This window comes from Streptomyces sp. NPDC092952 (genome assembly GCF_044754785.1).
Classification (GTDB): Bacteria; Actinomycetota; Actinomycetes; order Streptomycetales; family Streptomycetaceae; genus Streptomyces.
Genome location: NZ_JBIVPT010000005.1, coordinates 187,363 through 205,143 on the forward strand (window position 1 = coordinate 187,363; position 17,781 = coordinate 205,143).

Here is a 17,781-nt window from a genome sequence, read left to right on the forward strand (position 1 = left end):
GGTTTCAGTTGCTCCTTACGAAAGTGCGGAAGTAGGTCGTCGTCGCGCCCGGTCGACTGGATCAGTCGTGGGAGTGAAGCGGCTTGCCGGCCAGGGCCAGGTGGGCCTCGCCCATCGCTTCGTTCTGGGTCGGGTGGGCGTGGATGAGCTGCGCGACCTCGGCCGGCAGCGCCTCCCAGTTGTAGATCAGCTGGGCTTCGCCGACCTGCTCGCCCATACGGTCACCGACCATGTGGACGCCGACCACGGCACCGTCCTTGACCTGGACGAGCTTGATCTCGCCCGCGGTCTTGAGGATCTTGCTCTTGCCGTTGCCCGCGAGGTTGTACTTCAGAGCGACGACCTTGTCCGCGCCGTAGAGCTCCTTGGCCTTGGCCTCGGAGATGCCCACGGAGGCGACCTCGGGGTGGCAGTACGTCACCCGCGGGACACCGTCGTAGTCGATCGGAACGGTCTTCAGACCGGCCAGCCGCTCCGCCACCAGGATGCCCTCGGCGAAGCCGACGTGCGCGAGCTGGAGCGTCGGGACCAGGTCGCCCACGGCCGAGATGGTGGGCACGTTGGTCTGCATGTACTCGTCGACGAGGACGTAGCCGCGGTCCATCGCGACCCCGGCCTCCTCGTAGCCCAGGCCCTGCGAGACCGGGCCGCGGCCGATGGCGACCAGCAGCACCTCGGCCTCGAAGGTCTTGCCGTCGGCGAGGGTCACGCGGACGCCGTCCTGCGTGTACTCGGCGCTCTGGAAGAACGTACCGAGGTTGAACTTGATGCCGCGCTTGCGGAAGGCGCGCTCAAGAAGCTTCGAGCTGTTCTCGTCCTCGACCGGGACCAGGTGCTTCAGGCCCTCGATGATCGTCACGTCGGTGCCGAAGGACGTCCACGCCGAGGCGAACTCGACGCCGATGACGCCGCCGCCCAGCACGATCGCCGACTTCGGGACGCGGTCCAGCTTCAGCGCGTGGTCCGAGGAGATGATGCGGTTGCCGTCGATCTCCAGGCCCGGCAGCGACTTCGGCACGGAGCCGGTCGCGAGCAGCACGTGGCGGCCCTGGACGCGCTGGCCGTTCACGTCCACCGAGGTGGGGGAGGAGAGCCGGCCCTCGCCCTCGATGTAGGTGACCTTGCGCGAGGCGATGAGACCCTGCAGCCCCTTGTACAGGCCCGAGATCACGTCGTCCTTGTACTTGTGGACGGCCTCGATGTCGATGCCCTCGAAAGTGGCCTTGACACCGAACTGCTCCGACTCGCGCGCCTGGTCGGCGATCTCGCCGGCGTGGAGCAGGGCCTTCGTGGGAATGCAGCCGTTGTGCAGGCAGGTGCCGCCGACCTTGCCCTTCTCGATCAGAGCGACGTCCAGGCCCAGCTGCGCCCCGCGCAGGGCCGCGGCGTAACCGCCGCTACCGCCGCCGAGGATCACTAGGTCGAAAACGGTGCTGGCGTCGTTCGCCACGTCACGTCCTCCATGCATGTGCGCCGTACGCCGGGCCCCGTCGCTGGGGGATGACCGCCGGTCGGCTGGTGTTCGGCCGCTTTGTGTTTTTCGGCCCTGTGGTGGGGGCCCTGTCCTGCCGAGAACCCATCTTCGCACTAGTTGACGGTGAGCGGGACGCGGGGCCCGGGTCCGGGACGGATGATCATCCGTCCCGGCCGGTCGCCGCCACGCGGGCGCCCATGGATTTCGTCGAGAGCGAAACCGGCCGGATTTCCGCGCGGTGGTACCGACGGGACAACGCCGTACGGCCCCGGAATCATGCCCGGGGCCGTACGGCGGGCCCATGGCACCGGCCGGACGGCATCACGCGTCGCGCTGCCGTCCGGCCGGTGCCGGGCCCGTGCTGCGGGGCTCGCGGCCTCAGCCGAGGTCGCCGGCGGCGGTGCGCTCGGCCAGCTTGACCAGCGTGCGGACCGAGGAGCCGGTGCCGCCCTTCGGCGTGTAGCCGTACGGCGCGCCCTCGTGGAAGGCCGGACCGGCGATGTCCAGGTGCGCCCAGGCGATGCCCTCGCCCACGAACTCCTGGAGGAAGAGGCCGGCCACCAGGCCGCCGCCCATCCGCTCGCCCATGTTGGCGATGTCGGCGGTCGGGGAGTCCATGCCCTTGCGCAGGTCGGCGGGGAGCGGCATCGGCCAGGACGCCTCGCCGGCCTCCTCGGCGATCTCGTGGATCGAGGTACGGAAGGCGTCGTCGTTCGCCATGATGCCGAAGGTGCGGTTGCCCAGCGCCAGCACCATCGCGCCGGTCAGGGTCGCCACGTCGACGATCGCGTCCGGGTTCTCCTCCGAGGCGCGGGTCAGCGCGTCGGCGAGGACGAGCCGGCCCTCGGCGTCCGTGTTGAGGACCTCGACGGTCTTGCCGCTGTACATGCGCAGCACGTCACCCGGGCGGGTGGCGTTGCCCGACGGCATGTTCTCGGCCAGCGCCAGCCAGCCGGTGACGTTGACCTTCAGGCCCAGCCGCGCGGCCGTGACGACGGCGGCGAACACGGCGGCGGCACCGCTCATGTCGCACTTCATCGTCTCGTTGTGACCGGCCGGCTTCAGCGAGATGCCGCCCGAGTCGTAGGTGATGCCCTTGCCCACCAGGGCCAGGGTCTTCTCCGCCTTCGGGTGCGTGTAGGCCAGCTTCACCAGGCGCGGGCCGTGCGTGGAGCCCTGGCCGACGCCCAGCAGGCCGCCGTAGCCGCCCTTGACGAGCGCCTTCTCGTCCAGCACCTGCACCTTGATGCCGTGCTCCTTGCCCGCGGCGGTGGCCACGGCGGCGAAGGACTCGGGGTACAGGTCGTTCGGCGGGGTGTTGATCAGGTCGCGGGCGCGGTTGATCTCCTCGGCCAGCGCGACGGCGCGCTCGGTGGCCGCCTTGAACGCCTTGTCGCGCGGCTTGGCGCCGATCAGGGCGACCTCGGCGAGCGGCAGCTTCGGGCCGTTGCCGTTCTTCTTGCCCTTGGGGGCGAGCTTGTTCTCGCCCTGCTGGTACGCGGTGAAGGCGTACGCGCCCATGAGGGCGCCCTCGGCGATGGCCCCGGCGTCCTCGGCGGACCCGGTGGGCAGCGCGAAGCCGGCCTTCTTCGCACCGGCCAGGGTGCGGGCGGCCGAACCGGCGGCGCGGCGCAGCGCCTCGGCGTCGTACGCCTGGCCCTTCTCCGGGGCGGGGCCGAGACCGGCCGCGATGACGACCGGGACCTTGAGGCCCTCGGGCGCGGGGAGCTTGGTCACCTCGCCCTCGGCACCGGTGGCGCCCAGGGCTTCGAGGACGGCGGCGAGCTTCCCGCCGAACGCCTGGTCCACGGCCTCGGCGCCCGGCGCGAGGACCAGGCTCCCGGTCTTGGATGCAGAGCCCTTGGCGACGCCGACGACGAGTGCGTCGGCGCGCAGCGTCGCCGCCCCGGCAGTGCTGAGAGTGAGAGCAGTCACGGTGGTGAAATCTCGCTTCCGTTGAGTTCGATGGTGGTCGAGGGATGGGCCGACCGTGCCCGGCGCATCGTAGACGCCCCCGCAATGTGCCGGTAAGGAGCCTACGCGCGCCTTTGCGCCGGGATCACGGCGGCGGGCCGTCGATGGCTCGAAGCCCCTTCCGGGCCCGCCCCGGGGACCCCGGCCCGGACCGGACGGGCGAGCACGTAAGGTCGTCCCGGGGAAGGACCGACCGGGGGAGGATCATGCACGCCCGTGGGGCCGCGCGCCCGAGGACGGGCGGCGCACCGCTGCCCGCCGCCGTACTGCTGCTGGCCGTTCTCGCTCTGCTGACCGGCTGTGCCCCGGCGCCGGAGCCGGACGGCCCCCGCCCGGCCGCCCGGGACCACTGGCGGCCGAAACCCGGCCTCGGCTGGCAGTGGCAGCTCTCCGGCAGGCTCGACCCCACGGTGGACGTCCCGGTGTACGACATCGACGGCTTCGACCACGACGCCGCCGCCGTCGACGACCTGCACCGCCGCGGCCGCAAGGTGATCTGCTACCTCTCCACCGGCGCCTGGGAGGAATTCCGCCCGGACGCCGGGAAATTCCCCGCCCGGGTGCTCGGCGAGGGCAATGGCTGGAAGGGCGAGCGCTGGCTCGACATCCGCCGCACCGATGTCCTGGAACCGCTGATGGAGAAGCGGATCGCGATGTGCGCCCGCAAGGGCTTCGACGCGGTCGAGCCCGACAACATGGACGGCTACCGCAACCGCACCGGCTTCCCGCTGACCGCCGCCGACCAGCTGCGCTACAACCGGCTCGTCGCCCGCATCGCCCACCGCCACGGCCTCGCCGTGGGCCTGAAGAACGATCTCGGCCAGATCCCCGCGCTGGAGCCGGACTTCGACTTCGCGGTCAACGAGCAGTGCGCGCAGTACGAGGAGTGCGCGAAGCTCTCGCCGTTCGTGAAGGCGGGCAAGGCCGTCTTCCACGTCGAGTACGAGCTGCCGGTCACCCGGTTCTGCGAGGACTCGCGGCGGCTGGGGCTCAGCTCCCTGTTGAAGAAGTACGAGCTCGGCGTATGGCGCCAGGAGTGCCCGGCCCGATCCTGACAGGGCCCCGGCTAACCGAACGTCAGCACCACCAGCACGGCCGTCGCCGCCGTCTCCGCCAGCGCGCCGAACACATCGCCGGTCACCCCGCCGAACCGCCGCACACAGCGCCGCAGCAGCAACAGCGCCACCGCCAGCCCCAGCACCGCCGCCCCCGCGCACCGCACCGCCCCGTACCCGCCGAGGAGTGCCCCCGCCCCCGCGCACCCCGCGACCACCACGGCCCCGGCCGCCACCGCGCCGCGCACCGGCACCGTGCCCGCCACCGCCGCGCCCAGCCCCTCCGGGCGCGCCGCCGGCACGCCCCGCCGGGAGGCCAGGGTGAGTGCCAGCCGGGCGGTCACCGCCGCGACCGCCGTCGCCACCGCGCCGTCCGCCCAGCCCCGTGCGTACAGCTGCTGCCCCGCCGCGACCTGGGCCAGCAGCACGAACAGCAGGGTGATCACACCGAACGGCCCAATGTCCGACTGCTTCATGATCCGCAGGGCCTGGTCGGCGGGCTTGCCGCTGCCCAGACCGTCGGCCGTGTCCGCGAGACCGTCCAGATGCAGCCCCCGGGTCAGCACCGCGGGAACGGCGGCCGAGGCGATGGCGGCCATCAGCGGACCCGAGCCGAGCAGCAGCGACAGACAGCCGGCCGCCGCCGCGAGCACCCCCACCACCAGCCCGGCGAGCGGCGCGCACAGCATCCCGGTCCGGGCGGTCTCCCGGTCCCAGCGGGTGACGCGGACGGGGAGCACGGTCAGGGTGCCGAAGGCGAATCGGACGCCGTGGCTGTTCAGGGAGGTCACGGCGCGCAGGCTAACCCCTGCCCCCGGCCGATAGATTGCCCGTAACGCAGCAATTCATGACAGAACCAGCATATCGGGAGTGGGTGGCATGGGTCACTGGTTCGATCGGAACATCGTCGAGCCGGGAAAGCTGCCGCTGCTCCTCGCCCTGGCCGCCTTCGTGCTCACCTTCGCCGTCACCCGGGTCATCACCCGCATGATCCGGGCGGGGAAGGGCCCGTTCCGCAACTTCACCCCCGGCGGCCTGCACATCCACCACGTGGTCCCCGGTGTGGTGCTGAGCGTCGTCGGCGGCTTCGGAGCGGTCGCCAGCGGGCGCCACGGCGCCACCGCGGGGATCTGCGCCGTGATCTTCGGGATGGGGGCGGGGCTGGTGCTGGACGAGTTCGCGCTGATCGTCCACCTCGACGACGTCTACTGGACCGAGGAGGGGCGCCGGAGCGTGGAGGTGGTCGCCCTCACCGCCGCGCTCGTCATGCTCGTGCTGGCCGGGTTCTCGCCGCTCGGCGTGAACGAGGTGAGCAGCGACGAGCAGCAGGGCCGGCTCGGGGTCCTGCTGACCGTCGCCGTGAACTTCTGCTTCGTCCTGATCGCCCTCTTCAAGGGCAAGGCGCGGCTCGCGGTCGTCGGCACGCTCGTCCCGTTCGTCGCCCTGGTCGCGGCGGTCCGGCTGGCCCGTCCCGCCTCGGCGTGGGCGAAGCGCTGCTACCGCGGCCGGCCCCGGGCGCGGGCCCGCGCCCTGCTGCGCGAGTACCACCACGACGTGCGCTGGGCGGGCCCGGAACGCAGACTTCAGGACCTGATCGGCGGCGCCCCCGACCGGGTGCCGCTCCCGGCCCGCAGGTCCTGAGCCCGGCGCCGGTCCCGGCGCCCCGTGCAGGCGCAGAGCACGAGCACCGCGGCGATCGCCACCAGGTGCTCCTTGCCCGCCAGGTTGTCCTTCACGACCACCTCGACCGCCATCGCGACGATCACCAGCGCCCCGGTGAACCGGGCCCGGTGGACGAAGCAGACGTAGACGGCGAGGCCGACCACCGCGGCGGACGGGCCGGTGTCCACGATCCGGGCGTCCGAACCGGGCAGCCCCAGCGGGAGGTCCGGGCCGAGCGCGACCCCGATCCGCGCGTACAGCGTGCCCGCCACCGTCGCCAGGTAGGCGATCGTCAGCGTGCGCCACCGGCCCAGGCAGATCTCGGCCGTCCCGAACACCACCAGGATCTGTACCAGCGCCCCCCAGACCGGCAGGTCCGGCGCCGGTACGAACAGCGACAGCGGGGTACGCGCCAGCGCCGCCCACAACGGGTCCTCGGCCCGCACCGCCCCCAGCGTCCGCACCGGCCCGGCACCCCACGACTGGTTCTGCACCACCTGGAGCAGCGCGGTCAGGCAGACGGCGGCGAGCGTCATGGGCACCGCCCGCCAGCGCTCCGCCACCAGAGCCCCGCGTACGGTCCCCACCAGCGGACCCCACTCCCGGCGGGCCGCCCGGCGCAGCGTGCCCGGACGTCTCATCCACGGGTCCCGAGCTGCGAGCGGTGCAGCCACTTGGGCAGACCGGGCGCCTCCAGGAACCCCTCGGCGCGACCGGCCGAGATGCCGATGCGCAGCAGGTCGGCGCTCTTCTCGAACAGCATGAAACGTGGCTCCCAGATCGGCCGGTACTTGGCGTTGGCGCGGTACAGCGACTCGATCTGCCACCACCGGGAGAAGAAACTGAGCAGCGAGCGCCACAGCCTCAGCACCGGTCCGGCCCCGAGCCGCGAACCCCGTTCGAAGACGGACCGGAACATCGCGAAGTTCAGCGAGACCTGGGTGATCCCGATCTCGTCGGCGCGCTGGAGGAGTTCGATGACCATGAACTCCATCAGCCCGTTCTCGGAGTCCCGGTCACGGCGCATCAGGTCCAGCGACAGCCCGTTCGGCCCCCACGGCACGAAGCTCAGCACCGCCCGCAGCCGGCCCGGTTCCCCGTCCGCTTCCGGGGCGTCCCGGCACTCCAGCATCACGCACTGCCCGTCGGCGGGGTCGCCGAGCCGGCCCAGCGCCATCGAGAAGCCGCGCTCGGTCGCCCCGTCGCGCCAGTCGTCGGCGCGCCGCACCAGCTCGGCCATCTCCGCCGCGGGGATGTCCGCGTGGCGGCGCACGGTCACCTCGTACCCGGCCCGGCGGACCCGGTTGTACGCCTGGCGGACGGTACGCATCGCCCGCCCCTCCAGGGTGAAGTCGGCGGTCTCCACGATCGCCTCGTCGCCCAGCTCCAGGGCGTCCAGGCCGTGCCGGGCGTAGATCGTGCCGGCCTCCTCGCTCACCCCCATCGCGGCCGGGACCCAGCCGTGCTCGCGCGCCTCGGCCAGCCAGGGCTCGATCGCCCCGGGCCAGGCCTCCGGATCGCCGATCGGATCCCCGGAGGCCAGCGAGACCCCGCCCACCACCCGGTAGACCACCGCGGCCTTCCCGGTCGGGGACCAGATGACGCTCTTCTCCCGGCGCAGCGCGAAGTACCCGAGCGAGTCCCGTTCGCCGTGCCGGTCGAGCAGCGCGCGCAGCCGGGCCTCGTCCTCGGGGGTGAGCGGGTCGACCGCACGGCGGGAGCGGAACGCCGCGTACACCACGGCGATCAGCAGCAGCGTGGAGAGGACGTTGATCGAGACGTCGACCCAGCCCGGGGTGACGATCCCGGGGAAGGCGGCGTCGTTGTCGGCGACCGAGACCAGCCGCAGCGCCCCGTACCGCCAGCGGTCCGGGAAGGACGCCCGGCCGCTGTGCGGAGCGGTGTTGGTGAGGGTGACCAGCCCCGCGGCGATCAGCGAGGTGACCAGCAGTCCGCCGGCCGCGACGGCGGCCGCCAGCTTCGGGTTGGACCGGTCGCCCTTCGCGTAGAACTCCCGCCGGCCGAGGACCAGCGCCAGTACGAAGGCGGCGGTCAGCAGCAGCGAGACCCAGTTCTGCGCGTACCCCCGGACGTCCGGGAACATCAGCGCCAGGGCGAAGATCAGCAGGAAGAGGCCGCCGACCACCAGGTTCACGATCCAGGCGGCCCGCTTGCGGCGGCGCATCGTGATCGCCAGGAAGAGCGCGACGACCCCGGAGGAGAAACCCGCGGTGAGCAGGTACGGGGTGAAGTAGTTCTCCGTGTTGTGGCGGCGCAGGTCGTTCCCGAGCGTGACCCAGACGGCGCTCAGGAAGTTGATGAAGCACACGACCCGCAGGTACCAGATCGCGAAGGCCGCGCCGCGCCGCGACAGTGTGGTGCTCGGCGGCCGGACGCCACCCCGTCCGGGTACTTCGGTGGTCACGCCGACCTCTCCCATGAAAAGCGATGATATGGGGCACAACGTGCGAGAGGGTCCGTGCTGCGGCCCGGTGTCCCGGTCCGCGGTACCGCCGGTCCGCGAGCCCGGGCCGTGCCCGGCGGTCCCGGCGTCGGGCCTGCCCGGCCCCGGGACCGCCGGACGCGACCTACGTCGCGTCGTCGTACGCGGCGCCCGCCGCCTCGTCCTCCGCCTCGGCCTCGCGCTCGGGCAGCTCCGCGGCGAGTGCCGCGGCGGCCCGGACGAGCGGGAGGGCGAGCAGTGCCCCGCTTCCTTCGCCCACCATGACGCCGTGGTCGAGCAACGGGTTGAGCGCCATCCGGTCCAGGGCCTTGGCCTGGGCCGGCTCACCGCTGCTCTGGCCAGCCAGCCACCAGTCCGGCGCCCGGAACGCCGCCCGCTGCCCCACCAGCGCACAGGCCGCGGAGACCACCCCGTCCAGGATCACCGGCAGCCGCCGCACGGCGCACTGGAGCAGGAACCCGGTCGTCGCCGCCAGGTCCGCGCCGCCCACCGTGGCCAGCAGCTCCAACTGGTCCCCGAGGACCGGCCGGGCCCGCCGCAACGAGTCCCGGATCGCCGCGCACTTGCGCATCCACGCCAGGTCGTCGATGCCCGCGCCGCCGCGCCCGGTCACCACCGAGGCGTCCGTGCCGCAGAGCGCCGCGATCAGGGTGGCCGCGGCCGTCGTCCCGCCCACGCTCAGATCGCCGAGCACCACCAGATCGGTGCCCGAGTCGGCCTCCTCGTCGGCGATCCGCATGCCGAGCCGGACCGCCTGCTCGGCCTCCTCGGCCGTCAGCGCGTTCTCGATGTCGATCCGCCCGCTGCCGCGCCGCACCCGGTGCCGCACCACCGGCTCGGGCAGCAGCTCCGGGTCGCAGTCCAGACCGGCGTCGACGATCCGCACCGGCACGCCGAACTGCCGGGCCAGCACCGCGAGCGGCGTCGTGCCCTCCAGCGTGGCCCGCACCAGCTCGTACGCGCTCCCGGCCGCGCGCCCGGAGACGTCCAGCGAGGCCACCCCGTGATCACCGGCGAAGAGCACCACGCGCGGTTGCCCGATCGCCCTGACCGGGACGGACTGCTGCGCGGCCGAGAGCCATTCCCCCAGCTCGTCCAGGCGGCCGAGGGCGCCCACGGGAACGGTCATGCGCTCGCGGCGTTCCTCGGCATCGCGCCGTACGCCGCCGTCGGGGCGTTCGATCAGATCGGAGAAGTCGTCCAGATTCACGGGGGTCTGCCTCGCGGGTCGATGCGTCTGGTGGGCCGGTGAGCCCGGCGGCGGGCTCACTGCGGAACAGTACCCGCAGCCCTTCCGGCACCCGCCCGGAGCGAGAGCCTTCCCTCCGGGACCCGCCCCACCGCGCCCGCGCGGGCTCAGCCGCGCAGCGTCAGCACCTGCCCGGCCACCACCAGCAGCACCTGTTCGCACTCCCCGGCGACCGCCGCGTTCAGCCGGCCCAGTTCGTCCCGGAACCGCCGCCCGGCGGCCGTCGCGGGCACCACTCCCGAACCGGTCTCGTTGGTGACGGCGACGACCGTGCGGCGGGTGGCCCGCACCGCCGCCACCAGCTCGCCGGTCCGCTCCCGCAGCGCCGCCTCGCCGCCGCCCGCCCACACCGCGTCGTCCCAGGCGTCCACCCGGTCCATCGCGTCGGTCAGCCAGAGCGACAGGCAGTCGATCAGCAGCGGCGGCCCGTCCGCCGCCAGCAGCTCCGCCAGCTCGCAGGTCTCCTCGGTCCGCCAGACGGCCGGCCGCCGCTCCCGGTGCAGCCCGACCCGGGCCGCCCACTCGGCGTCCCCCTCCCGGTCCCCGCCGGTCGCCACGTACACCACCTCGGGGAAGGTCTCCAGCCGCCGCTCCGCCTCCACCGACTTGCCGGACCTGGCCCCACCCGTCACCAGCGTGCGCCGGGGCACCGCCGGGCCCGACGGACCCTCGCCCACCACCAGCGTCGTCCCGTCCGGCACCGCCCGCGCCCCGGCCGCGGCGAGCCGCCGCTCCAGCTCGGCGCCGGGCGGCGCGTCGTGGTCCAGGTGCACGGCGACGATCCCGGTGGCCGGGCCGACCGCCCCGGCGGCCCGCAGCCGCGCCACCGCGTCCGGCCGCCCCACCACATCGCCGACCACCATGTCGTACGGCTCCGCGACCCGCTCCGGCAGCCCGGCGGGCGCGGCCGCCCGGGGCAGGTACAGCAGCCGGGAACCCTCCGGCCCCACGACCTCGTACCCGGTGCCCGGCGCGTCCATCGGCACCGCCCGCACCCGGTGCCCGCTGATCAGCGTCAGCTCCCGCCCGTCCGGCACCCGGCCGGCCGGCGGCAGCCCGGCGGGCAGCTCCACGGCGGGGCCGTCGTGCGGATGGGTGAGCAGCACCTGCCGCACCCCGCCGAGCGAGTGACCCGCACGGGCCGCGGCGAACCCGGCGCCCGGGGTCAGGTCGAGCAGCAGCGCGCCGTCGACCAGCAGCGCGGTCGCCGCCCGCGCGCCCGGGCCACGGGCGACGGCACAGGCGGCGCAGGGACATTCGGGCCGCGGCAGCCCGTCGGGGGCTCCGGTGCCGAGCAGAGTCAGTTCCACGAGACGATCCTCCCGCGTACGCGCGCACGGTGCGCGACCTGGGGCCTTCCGGCCGGACGGACCCGGTCCGCCCGGCCGCCCCAGGCACTAGGCTGCGGGACAGCGAAATGACTTCAGGAGGCGGACATGGCGTGGACGTGGCGGTTCGAGAAGTCCGACGGTACGGAGACGGAGCCGGCCCTCCAGCCGGAGGAGTTCACCACCCAGGGCGACGCCGAGTCCTGGATCGGTGAGTACTGGAAGGAACTCCTCGACGGCGGGGCGGAACAGGTGACGCTCTTCGAGGACGCGACGAAGATCTACGGCCCCATGAGCCTCAGCGCCGACCAGGGCTGACCCGTACCGTCCCCGCCCGGCCCCTCCGTCAGGGGCCGGGCGGGGACGGACATGCCCTAGATCTCGCCCAGGGTGACCTTCGCAGTCCGCTCCGCGCCGTCGCGCAGATAGGTCACCGTCACCTTCTCGCCCGGCTTGTCCGCCGCGAGCGCCTCCTGGAGCGAGGTGATCGTGGTGACCTGCTGGTCGTCCAGCTTGGTGACGATGTCGCCGGGGCGCAGTCCCGCCTTGTCGGCCGCCCCGTCCCGGGCGACGCTCACCAGCGCCACCCCGGCCGGCTGGTAGTTGTCGTCGACGACCGTGCGCCCGGTGATGTCCAGGGCCGCCCGGCCCGAGTCGGTGACCCGGCCGGTCCTGATGATCTGGTCCGCCACCGTCTTCACCATCGACACCGGGATCGCGAAGCCGATGCCGGGCGCGGCGCTGCCGCCCAGGTCCGGGTCGGTGGCCGCCAGGGTCGGGATGCCGATCACCTGGCTGTCCAGGTTGACCAGCGCACCCCCGCTGTTGCCCGGGTTGATCGCGGCCGAGGTCTGCACCATGTTCGCGATCGTCGCGCCGGTGCCGCCGCCCGCCCGGCTCTCGCTGACGGTCCGGCCGAGCGCCGAGACGATGCCCTGGGTGACGCTGGAGGACAGCCCGAGCGGCGAGCCCATCGCCAGTACGATCTGCCCCACCTCGACCTTCGCCGAGTCGCCGAACTTCGCGGGCTTGAGCCCGTCCGGCACCTGGTCGAGCTTGATCACGGCCAGATCCTGCTCCGGGTAGGCGGACACCAGCGAGGCGCTCACCACCTTCTCCCCGGTGGCGACGGTGACCTTGAACTTCTTCGCACTGCCGACCACGTGGGCGTTGGTGACGACATGGCCCTTGGAGTCGTAGACGACCCCCGAGCCCAGCCCCCCGGACGCCTCGATCTGCACGACCGACGGCAGCACGTTCTTGATCACGGCCTGGTAGTCGTTCTGCAGGTCGGTGATGGCCCCGGAGGGGGTGGCCGCGGCCTCGGCCCCGGTCCGCGAAGCGCCGGAGTCCGCGCTGCCGGGCCCCGTCCGCGACGAGGCCGAGGACGCCGACGAACCGGAGGACGTGTCCGAGCAGCCGCTCACCAGGGCGAGCGCGCAGAGGCCGGCGGTCAGGGGCAGCAGCAGCCGCCGGGCACGGTGGAGCGTGAGGGATGCATCCATGTCTGGATTGTCGCGTTCGGCCGTGCTTTCGGCCCGCTGGATACGGCCTGTCGGGTACGGCCCGCCGTCAGGTGCGGCCGCGGCCCGGTGGCCCCGTACGGGGCCCGCGCGGACCGGGGCGACCCAGGAGGATCCCGGGGGGAACTCAGCCCCGTACCCCGCACAGGTGCAGCAGGGCGGCGACCCGGCGGTACGGGTCGGTCCGCCCGGCCCGGTCCTCCGCGGCCAGGACCTGCTCCAGCTCGGCGGCGGCCGGAAGCTCCACGTCGTTGCTCACGTTGTCCGTGAAGACGCGCACCCCGTACCAGGCGTGCAGCGGCGCCGCGATGCCGGCGAGGGTGGCCGTCAGGGCCTCCAGCCGGTCGGCCCGCACATCGAGGCCCAGCCGGTTGGTGTACGTGTCCGAGTCGAAGGCGGCCAGCGCCGCGTCCCAGTCCCCGGCCGTCCCCGGGCGCATCGCCAGCGCGTCCGCGTTCCGCACCAGCAGCGACAGCAGCCCGCCCGGGGCCAGCATCCGGGCCAGCCCCGCCAGCATCGCGTCCGGGTCCCGCACGTACATCAGCACCCCGTGGCAGAGCACCACGTCGAAACTGCCGGGCAGGAAGTGCACCCCGGTGTCCAGGCCGTCGCCCTCGATCAGCCGGACCCGCTCACGGATGCCGGCCGGTTCGCCGCCGAGCGCCTCCCGGGCCACCTTCAGCATCTCGGGGTCGGACTCCAGGCCGGTCACCGTGTGCCCGGCCCGCGCCAGGCGCAGCGCCTGGGTGCCCTGGCCGGTGCCCACGTCGAGCACCCGCAGCCGCTGCCCCACCGGGAAGCGGGCGGCTATCTGCTCGTCGAGCTGGCGGGCCACCAGCTCCTGGCGGACGGTGTTGCGCAGCCCGCCGAGCCCCTTCAGCCACACCGAGGAGGCCCCGGTGAAGCCGCTGACGGGAACCGGCGGGGCATCGTCCGGCCGGCCGGCGGACGGACCGCCGACCGGGCCGGAGATGTGCGTGCTCAGGGCCGCTCTCCCCGGTTGACCTGCGGCTTGGGCAGCCGGAGGCGACGCATCTGGAGCGTGCGCATGAGGCCGTAGGCGACCGCGCCGCGCTTGGGAGTGTCGGGGAAGCGCTCCCTGAGCTGCTTCCTCAGCTGGAACGAGAGCCTGATCGAGTCGAGCACGATCAGCACGATCACGACGAGCCAGAGCAGCAGCGAGATCGTCTGGATGTTCTGCACCTGGATCACGCTGAGGATCAGGATCATCACGGCCAGCGGCAGGAAGAACTCCGCGACGCAGAAGCGCGAGTCCACGTAGTTGCGGACGAAGCGCCGCACCGGCCCCTTGTCACGGGCCGGCAGATACCGCTCGTCCCCGTTGGAGAGCGCCTCGCGCTGCCTGGCCAGGTCCGCACGGCGCGCTGACCGCTGCCGCCGCATCGCCTCCTTGCGGTCGAGCGGCGCGCCACTGGAGGCGCGACGGCGCTGCGACTGGGCGTCGCTGCGCTTGGGGGTGGGGCGACCCTTGGGAGCCTGCGGGTCGCGGGGCTGCTTGGAGAGGTCGGCCGTCACCTTGCCGGTGGGCGCCTTCTCTTCCTTCGAACGGCTACGGAACACAAGGTCCAAGGGTACGGGTTCGATCGCGACGACCCCAGGCCGGTCGGGAACGATCCGGCAACGGCATGCGTCCTGCCCGGTGTACCCGGGTGTCCGGGACTCCCCTCCTACTCCCTGGGCCGGAGCGGTGACCAGGCGCAGTCGTTCTTGGGGAGGAGCACATCCGTGCTCGAACAGTGCGGTAATAGAGGCAGGACCCGTAGTGTGGGTTCTGTTGGAGTGCTGGAGCCCAGTCCGTCAGAAGGGGGCGCGCGAAGCCCATGAGCGGTGTCATGAAGCGTATGGGGATGATCTTCCGCGCGAAGGCAAACAAGGCCCTTGACCGGGCCGAGGATCCGCGCGAGACCCTCGATTACTCGTACCAGAAGCAGCTGGAGCTGCTTCAGAAGGTACGCCGCGGCGTCGCCGATGTGGCGACCTCGCGCAAGCGGCTGGAGCTGCAGCTGAACCAGTTGCAGGGCCAGTCCGCCAAGCTGGAGGACCAGGGCCGCAAGGCGCTCGCGCTCGGCCGCGAGGACCTGGCCCGCGAGGCGCTCTCCCGGCGCGCCGCGCTCCAGCAGCAGGTCACCGACCTGGAGACGCAGCACTCCACGCTGCAGGGCGAGGAGGAGAAGCTCACGCTCGCCGCCCAGCGCCTCCAGGCCAAGGTCGACGCCTTCCGTACGAAGAAGGAGACGATCAAGGCCACGTACACCGCCGCCCAGGCGCAGACCCGGATCGGTGAGGCGTTCTCCGGCATCTCCGAGGAGATGGGCGACGTCGGCCTCGCGATCCAGCGGGCCGAGGACAAGACCCAGCAGCTCCAGGCCCGCGCCGGTGCCATCGACGAGCTGCTCGCCTCCGGCGCCCTGGACGACCCGACCGGCACGGCGAAGGACGACATCGCCGCCGAGCTGGACCGGATCTCCGGCGGTTCGGACGTGGAGCTGGAGCTCCAGCGCATGAAGGCCGAGCTGGCCGGCGGCTCGACCCCGCAGCAGGCGATCGAGGGAGGACCGCAGGACGCCGCCCAGCGCCAGTCCTCGCAGTCCCCCCACAGGTTCGACAAGAGTTGAGGCGACGTCATGATCGTACGGATCATGGGGGAGGGCCAGGTCGCCCTGGCCGACAGCCATCTCGCCGAGCTGGGCAAGCTCGACGACGAACTGCTCGCCGAGGTGGAGAGCGGTGACGGACCCGGCTTCCGCGCCACCCTCCACGCGCTCCTGGCCCGGGTGCGCGAGCTCGGCACGGCACTGCCGGACGACGCCCTGGAGCCGTCCGAGCTGATCCTCCCGTCGCCCGACGCGACCCTCGACGAGGTGCGCGCCATGCTCCGCGACGACGGCCTCATCCCCGGCTGACACCGGGACGCTTCCACACTCCTTCGTGCCCCGTGCCCGGTCCGCCGGACACGGGGCACGGGTGTGCCGGGGGGCGGACCGGCCACGTACGGAAGCACGGGATCCGCGAGGGCTTCCGGGCGACACGCCGTAACGTAGCCCGACGTGACCACCCTCGTAAGCCGGGGCCTGCGCCCGCGGAACTGGCTGCGCGACCACCCCCTCGCGCTCGACGCCGCCCTGGCGCTGGCCGTACTGGTCGCCATGATCATCGGCTCGTTCGTCCACCCCGGCCGGCGGGACGGGCTCGACCTCGCCACCCGTCCGCCCGCGCCGGCCAGCCTGCTGCTCATGGTGGCCGGGGCCGTGGCGCTCATCTGGCGGCGCCGGCGGCCGCTGGCGGTGCTCGCGGTCACCACCGCGCTGACCGTCGTCGAGCTGCTGCGCTTCGACCCGCCCGCACCCGTCGTCATGAGCACGGTCATCGCCCTGTTCACCGTCGCCGCCCGCACCGACCGGCCCACCACCTGGCGGGTCGGCGTGCTCACCATGGCCGCGCTGACCGGCACGGCGATGCTCTTCGGCCCGGCCCCCTGGTACAGCCAGGAGAACTTCGGGGTCTTCGCCTGGACCGGGCTGGCCTGCGCCGCCGGGGACGCCGTCCGCTCCCGGCGCGCCTTCATCGACGCCATCCGGGAGCGCGCCGAACGCGCCGAGCGCACCCGCGAGGAGGAGGCCCGGCGGCGGGTCGCCGAGGAGCGGCTGCGGATCGCCCGCGACCTCCACGACGTCGTCGCCCACCACATCGCCCTGGTCAACGTGCAGGCCGGGGTCGCCGCCCACGTCATGGACCGCCGCCCCGACCAGGCCAAGGAGGCGCTGGCCCACGTCCGCGAGGCCAGCCGCTCCGCCCTGGACGAACTGCGGGCCACCGTGGGGCTGCTGCGCCAGTCCGGCGACCCGAAGGCACCGACCGAACCCGCCCCCGGGCTCGCCGTGCTCGACACACTGGTCGACACCGTCCGCCGGGCCGGACTCCCCGTGAAGGTGGTCGGCGCCGACCACCGGCCCCCGCTCCCCGCCGCCGTCGACCTGGCCGCGTACCGGGTCGTCCAGGAGGCGCTCACCAACGTCCGCAAGCACGCGGGCCCCGGCGCCAGGGCCGAGGTGAGCGTCGTACGGGTCGGCTCCACGGCCGAGATAACGGTCCTCGACAACGGCTCCGGCACCGGCGGGGCGGCGGCACAGGACGGTTCCGGCGGCGGCCACGGCCTGCTCGGGATGCGGGAACGCGTCACCGCGCTCGGCGGCACCCTGACCGCCGGACCCCGCTACGGAGGCGGCTTCCGGGTCCATGCCATCCTGCCCGTCGAGGCCCGCACCGCGGAGTCCGGACAGGAGGACACGGCGGGCCGGACGGGGGAGAACGCATGACACCGCCCAGCGACACCGCGGCGCCCATCAGGGTGCTGCTCGTCGACGACCAGGCCCTGCTGCGCAGCGCGTTCCGGGTGCTGGTCGACTCCGAGCCCGACATGGAGGTGGTCGGAGAGGCGGCGGACGGCGCCCAGGCCGTGGAGCTGGCCCGCTCGGCCGGCGCCGACGTGGTGCTGATGGACATCCGGATGCCCGGCACGGACGGCCTCGCCGCGACCCGCATGATCAGCGCCGACCCGGAGTTGTCCGGCGTACGGGTCGTCATGCTCACCACCTTCGAGGTGGACGAGTACGTGGTCCAGTCGCTGCGCGCCGGGGCCTCCGGCTTCCTCGGCAAGGGCGCGGAACCCGAGGAACTGCTCAACGCCATCCGGATCGCCGCGGGCGGCGAGGCGCTGCTCTCCCCGGCCGCGACCAAGGGGCTGATCGCCACCTTCCTCGCCCAGGGCGGCAGTCCGGAGGAGGAGGGCCCGAGCACCGCGGAGTTCTCCGGGCGGATCGCCGCGCTCACCGGCCGTGAACGCGAGGTCCTCGTCCTGGTGGCCGGCGGCCACTCCAACGACGAGATCGCCGAACGGCTCGCGGTCAGCCCGCTCACCGTCAAGACCCATGTGAACCGGGCGATGGCGAAGGTGGGGGCCAGGGACCGGGCCCAACTGGTGGTCATCGCCTACGAGTCCGGTCTGGTGCGCCCCAGGACGGAGTGACGCAC

Annotated in this window: 17 protein-coding genes; 7 read left to right on the forward strand and 10 right to left on the reverse strand. The window is 73.2% G+C overall.

What is annotated here, in order from left to right:
* Nucleotides 1–61: 61 nt before the first annotated feature.
* Both lpdA and ACIQGQ_RS14855 read right to left on the reverse strand, forming a co-directional pair.
* Nucleotides 62–1,450 carry a dihydrolipoyl dehydrogenase gene (lpdA, locus tag ACIQGQ_RS14850; protein ID WP_352280390.1) on the reverse strand — a complete coding sequence of 463 codons (1,389 nt, stop codon included), beginning with the start codon at nucleotides 1,448–1,450 and terminating at the stop codon, nucleotides 62–64.
* Nucleotides 1,451–1,852: 402 nt separating this feature from the next.
* Nucleotides 1,853–3,409, reverse strand: coding sequence for a leucyl aminopeptidase (locus ACIQGQ_RS14855; protein ID WP_402395232.1), 1,557 nt, complete (start codon nucleotides 3,407–3,409; stop codon nucleotides 1,853–1,855).
* Nucleotides 3,410–3,654: 245 nt separating this feature from the next.
* Between ACIQGQ_RS14855 and ACIQGQ_RS14860 the strand changes: the two genes are divergently transcribed.
* Entirely contained in the window at nucleotides 3,655–4,503 is an 849-nt protein-coding gene (locus tag ACIQGQ_RS14860) for an endo alpha-1,4 polygalactosaminidase (RefSeq protein ID WP_402395235.1), read from the forward strand.
* Nucleotides 4,504–4,514: 11 nt separating this feature from the next.
* Here ACIQGQ_RS14860 and ACIQGQ_RS14865 read toward each other — a convergent pair whose 3' ends face one another.
* Nucleotides 4,515–5,294, reverse strand: a complete 780-nt coding sequence (locus ACIQGQ_RS14865; RefSeq protein ID WP_402395237.1) for an adenosylcobinamide-GDP ribazoletransferase — start codon at nucleotides 5,292–5,294, stop codon at nucleotides 4,515–4,517.
* Between the two features lie 88 nt (nucleotides 5,295–5,382).
* Between ACIQGQ_RS14865 and ACIQGQ_RS14870 the strand changes: the two genes are divergently transcribed.
* Nucleotides 5,383–6,144, forward strand: coding sequence for a hypothetical protein (locus ACIQGQ_RS14870; protein ID WP_402395240.1), 762 nt, complete (start codon nucleotides 5,383–5,385; stop codon nucleotides 6,142–6,144).
* Here ACIQGQ_RS14870 and ACIQGQ_RS14875 read toward each other — a convergent pair.
* From ACIQGQ_RS14875 to ACIQGQ_RS14890, 4 genes are all read right to left on the reverse strand, one after another.
* Nucleotides 6,087–6,806 carry a hypothetical protein gene (locus ACIQGQ_RS14875; RefSeq protein WP_402395242.1) on the reverse strand — a complete coding sequence of 240 codons (720 nt, stop codon included), beginning with the start codon at nucleotides 6,804–6,806 and terminating at the stop codon, nucleotides 6,087–6,089. The two genes, ACIQGQ_RS14870 and ACIQGQ_RS14875, sit on opposite strands and share 58 nt — an antisense overlap.
* On the reverse strand, nucleotides 6,803–8,605 hold the full coding sequence (locus ACIQGQ_RS14880; RefSeq protein ID WP_402395244.1) for a phosphatidylglycerol lysyltransferase domain-containing protein: 1,803 nt from the start codon (nucleotides 8,603–8,605) through the stop codon (nucleotides 6,803–6,805). Before ACIQGQ_RS14880 ends, ACIQGQ_RS14875 begins: the two co-directional genes overlap by 4 nt.
* A gap of 148 nt (nucleotides 8,606–8,753) precedes the next feature.
* Entirely contained in the window at nucleotides 8,754–9,839 is a 1,086-nt protein-coding gene (cobT, locus tag ACIQGQ_RS14885) for a nicotinate-nucleotide--dimethylbenzimidazole phosphoribosyltransferase (RefSeq protein WP_402395247.1), read from the reverse strand.
* Between the two features lie 146 nt (nucleotides 9,840–9,985).
* Nucleotides 9,986–11,188, reverse strand: coding sequence for a bifunctional adenosylcobinamide kinase/adenosylcobinamide-phosphate guanylyltransferase (locus ACIQGQ_RS14890; protein ID WP_402395249.1), 1,203 nt, complete (start codon nucleotides 11,186–11,188; stop codon nucleotides 9,986–9,988).
* A 126-nt stretch (nucleotides 11,189–11,314) separates the two neighbouring features.
* On the opposite strand from ACIQGQ_RS14890, the gene ACIQGQ_RS14895 reads away from it, so the two are divergent.
* Nucleotides 11,315–11,524, forward strand: coding sequence for a hypothetical protein (locus ACIQGQ_RS14895; protein WP_352280381.1), 210 nt, complete (start codon nucleotides 11,315–11,317; stop codon nucleotides 11,522–11,524).
* Between the two features lie 56 nt (nucleotides 11,525–11,580).
* On the opposite strand, the gene ACIQGQ_RS14900 is transcribed toward ACIQGQ_RS14895, so the two are convergent.
* The 3 genes from ACIQGQ_RS14900 to ACIQGQ_RS14910 form a co-directional block, all read right to left on the reverse strand.
* Nucleotides 11,581–12,711, reverse strand: coding sequence for a S1C family serine protease (locus ACIQGQ_RS14900; RefSeq protein WP_402395252.1), 1,131 nt, complete (start codon nucleotides 12,709–12,711; stop codon nucleotides 11,581–11,583).
* Nucleotides 12,712–12,856: 145 nt separating this feature from the next.
* Nucleotides 12,857–13,615, reverse strand: coding sequence for a class I SAM-dependent methyltransferase (locus ACIQGQ_RS14905; RefSeq protein WP_402395254.1), 759 nt, complete (start codon nucleotides 13,613–13,615; stop codon nucleotides 12,857–12,859).
* 95 nt (nucleotides 13,616–13,710) lie between these two features.
* The gene (locus ACIQGQ_RS14910) at nucleotides 13,711–14,310 is read right to left on the reverse strand and encodes a DUF3043 domain-containing protein (protein WP_402395257.1); all 600 of its coding nucleotides are present in this window, start codon (nucleotides 14,308–14,310) and stop codon (nucleotides 13,711–13,713) included.
* 272 nt (nucleotides 14,311–14,582) lie between these two features.
* Between ACIQGQ_RS14910 and ACIQGQ_RS14915 the strand changes: the two genes are divergently transcribed.
* The 4 genes from ACIQGQ_RS14915 (at nucleotide 14,583) to ACIQGQ_RS14930 (ending at nucleotide 17,776) form a co-directional block, all read left to right on the forward strand.
* Complete coding sequence (locus ACIQGQ_RS14915) at nucleotides 14,583–15,365, forward strand: PspA/IM30 family protein (protein WP_352280378.1); 783 nt, start codon at nucleotides 14,583–14,585, stop codon at nucleotides 15,363–15,365.
* Between the two features lie 9 nt (nucleotides 15,366–15,374).
* On the forward strand, nucleotides 15,375–15,653 hold the full coding sequence (locus ACIQGQ_RS14920) for a hypothetical protein (protein WP_366294129.1): 279 nt from the start codon (nucleotides 15,375–15,377) through the stop codon (nucleotides 15,651–15,653).
* A gap of 144 nt (nucleotides 15,654–15,797) precedes the next feature.
* Nucleotides 15,798–17,066: a sensor histidine kinase gene (locus ACIQGQ_RS14925; RefSeq protein ID WP_402395261.1), complete on the forward strand. Its 1,269-nt coding sequence runs from the start codon at nucleotides 15,798–15,800 to the stop codon at nucleotides 17,064–17,066.
* Nucleotides 17,063–17,776, forward strand: a complete 714-nt coding sequence (locus ACIQGQ_RS14930; RefSeq protein WP_352280375.1) for a response regulator transcription factor — start codon at nucleotides 17,063–17,065, stop codon at nucleotides 17,774–17,776. The genes ACIQGQ_RS14925 and ACIQGQ_RS14930 overlap by 4 nt, the downstream gene beginning before the upstream one ends.
* Nucleotides 17,777–17,781: the final 5 nt, after the last annotated feature.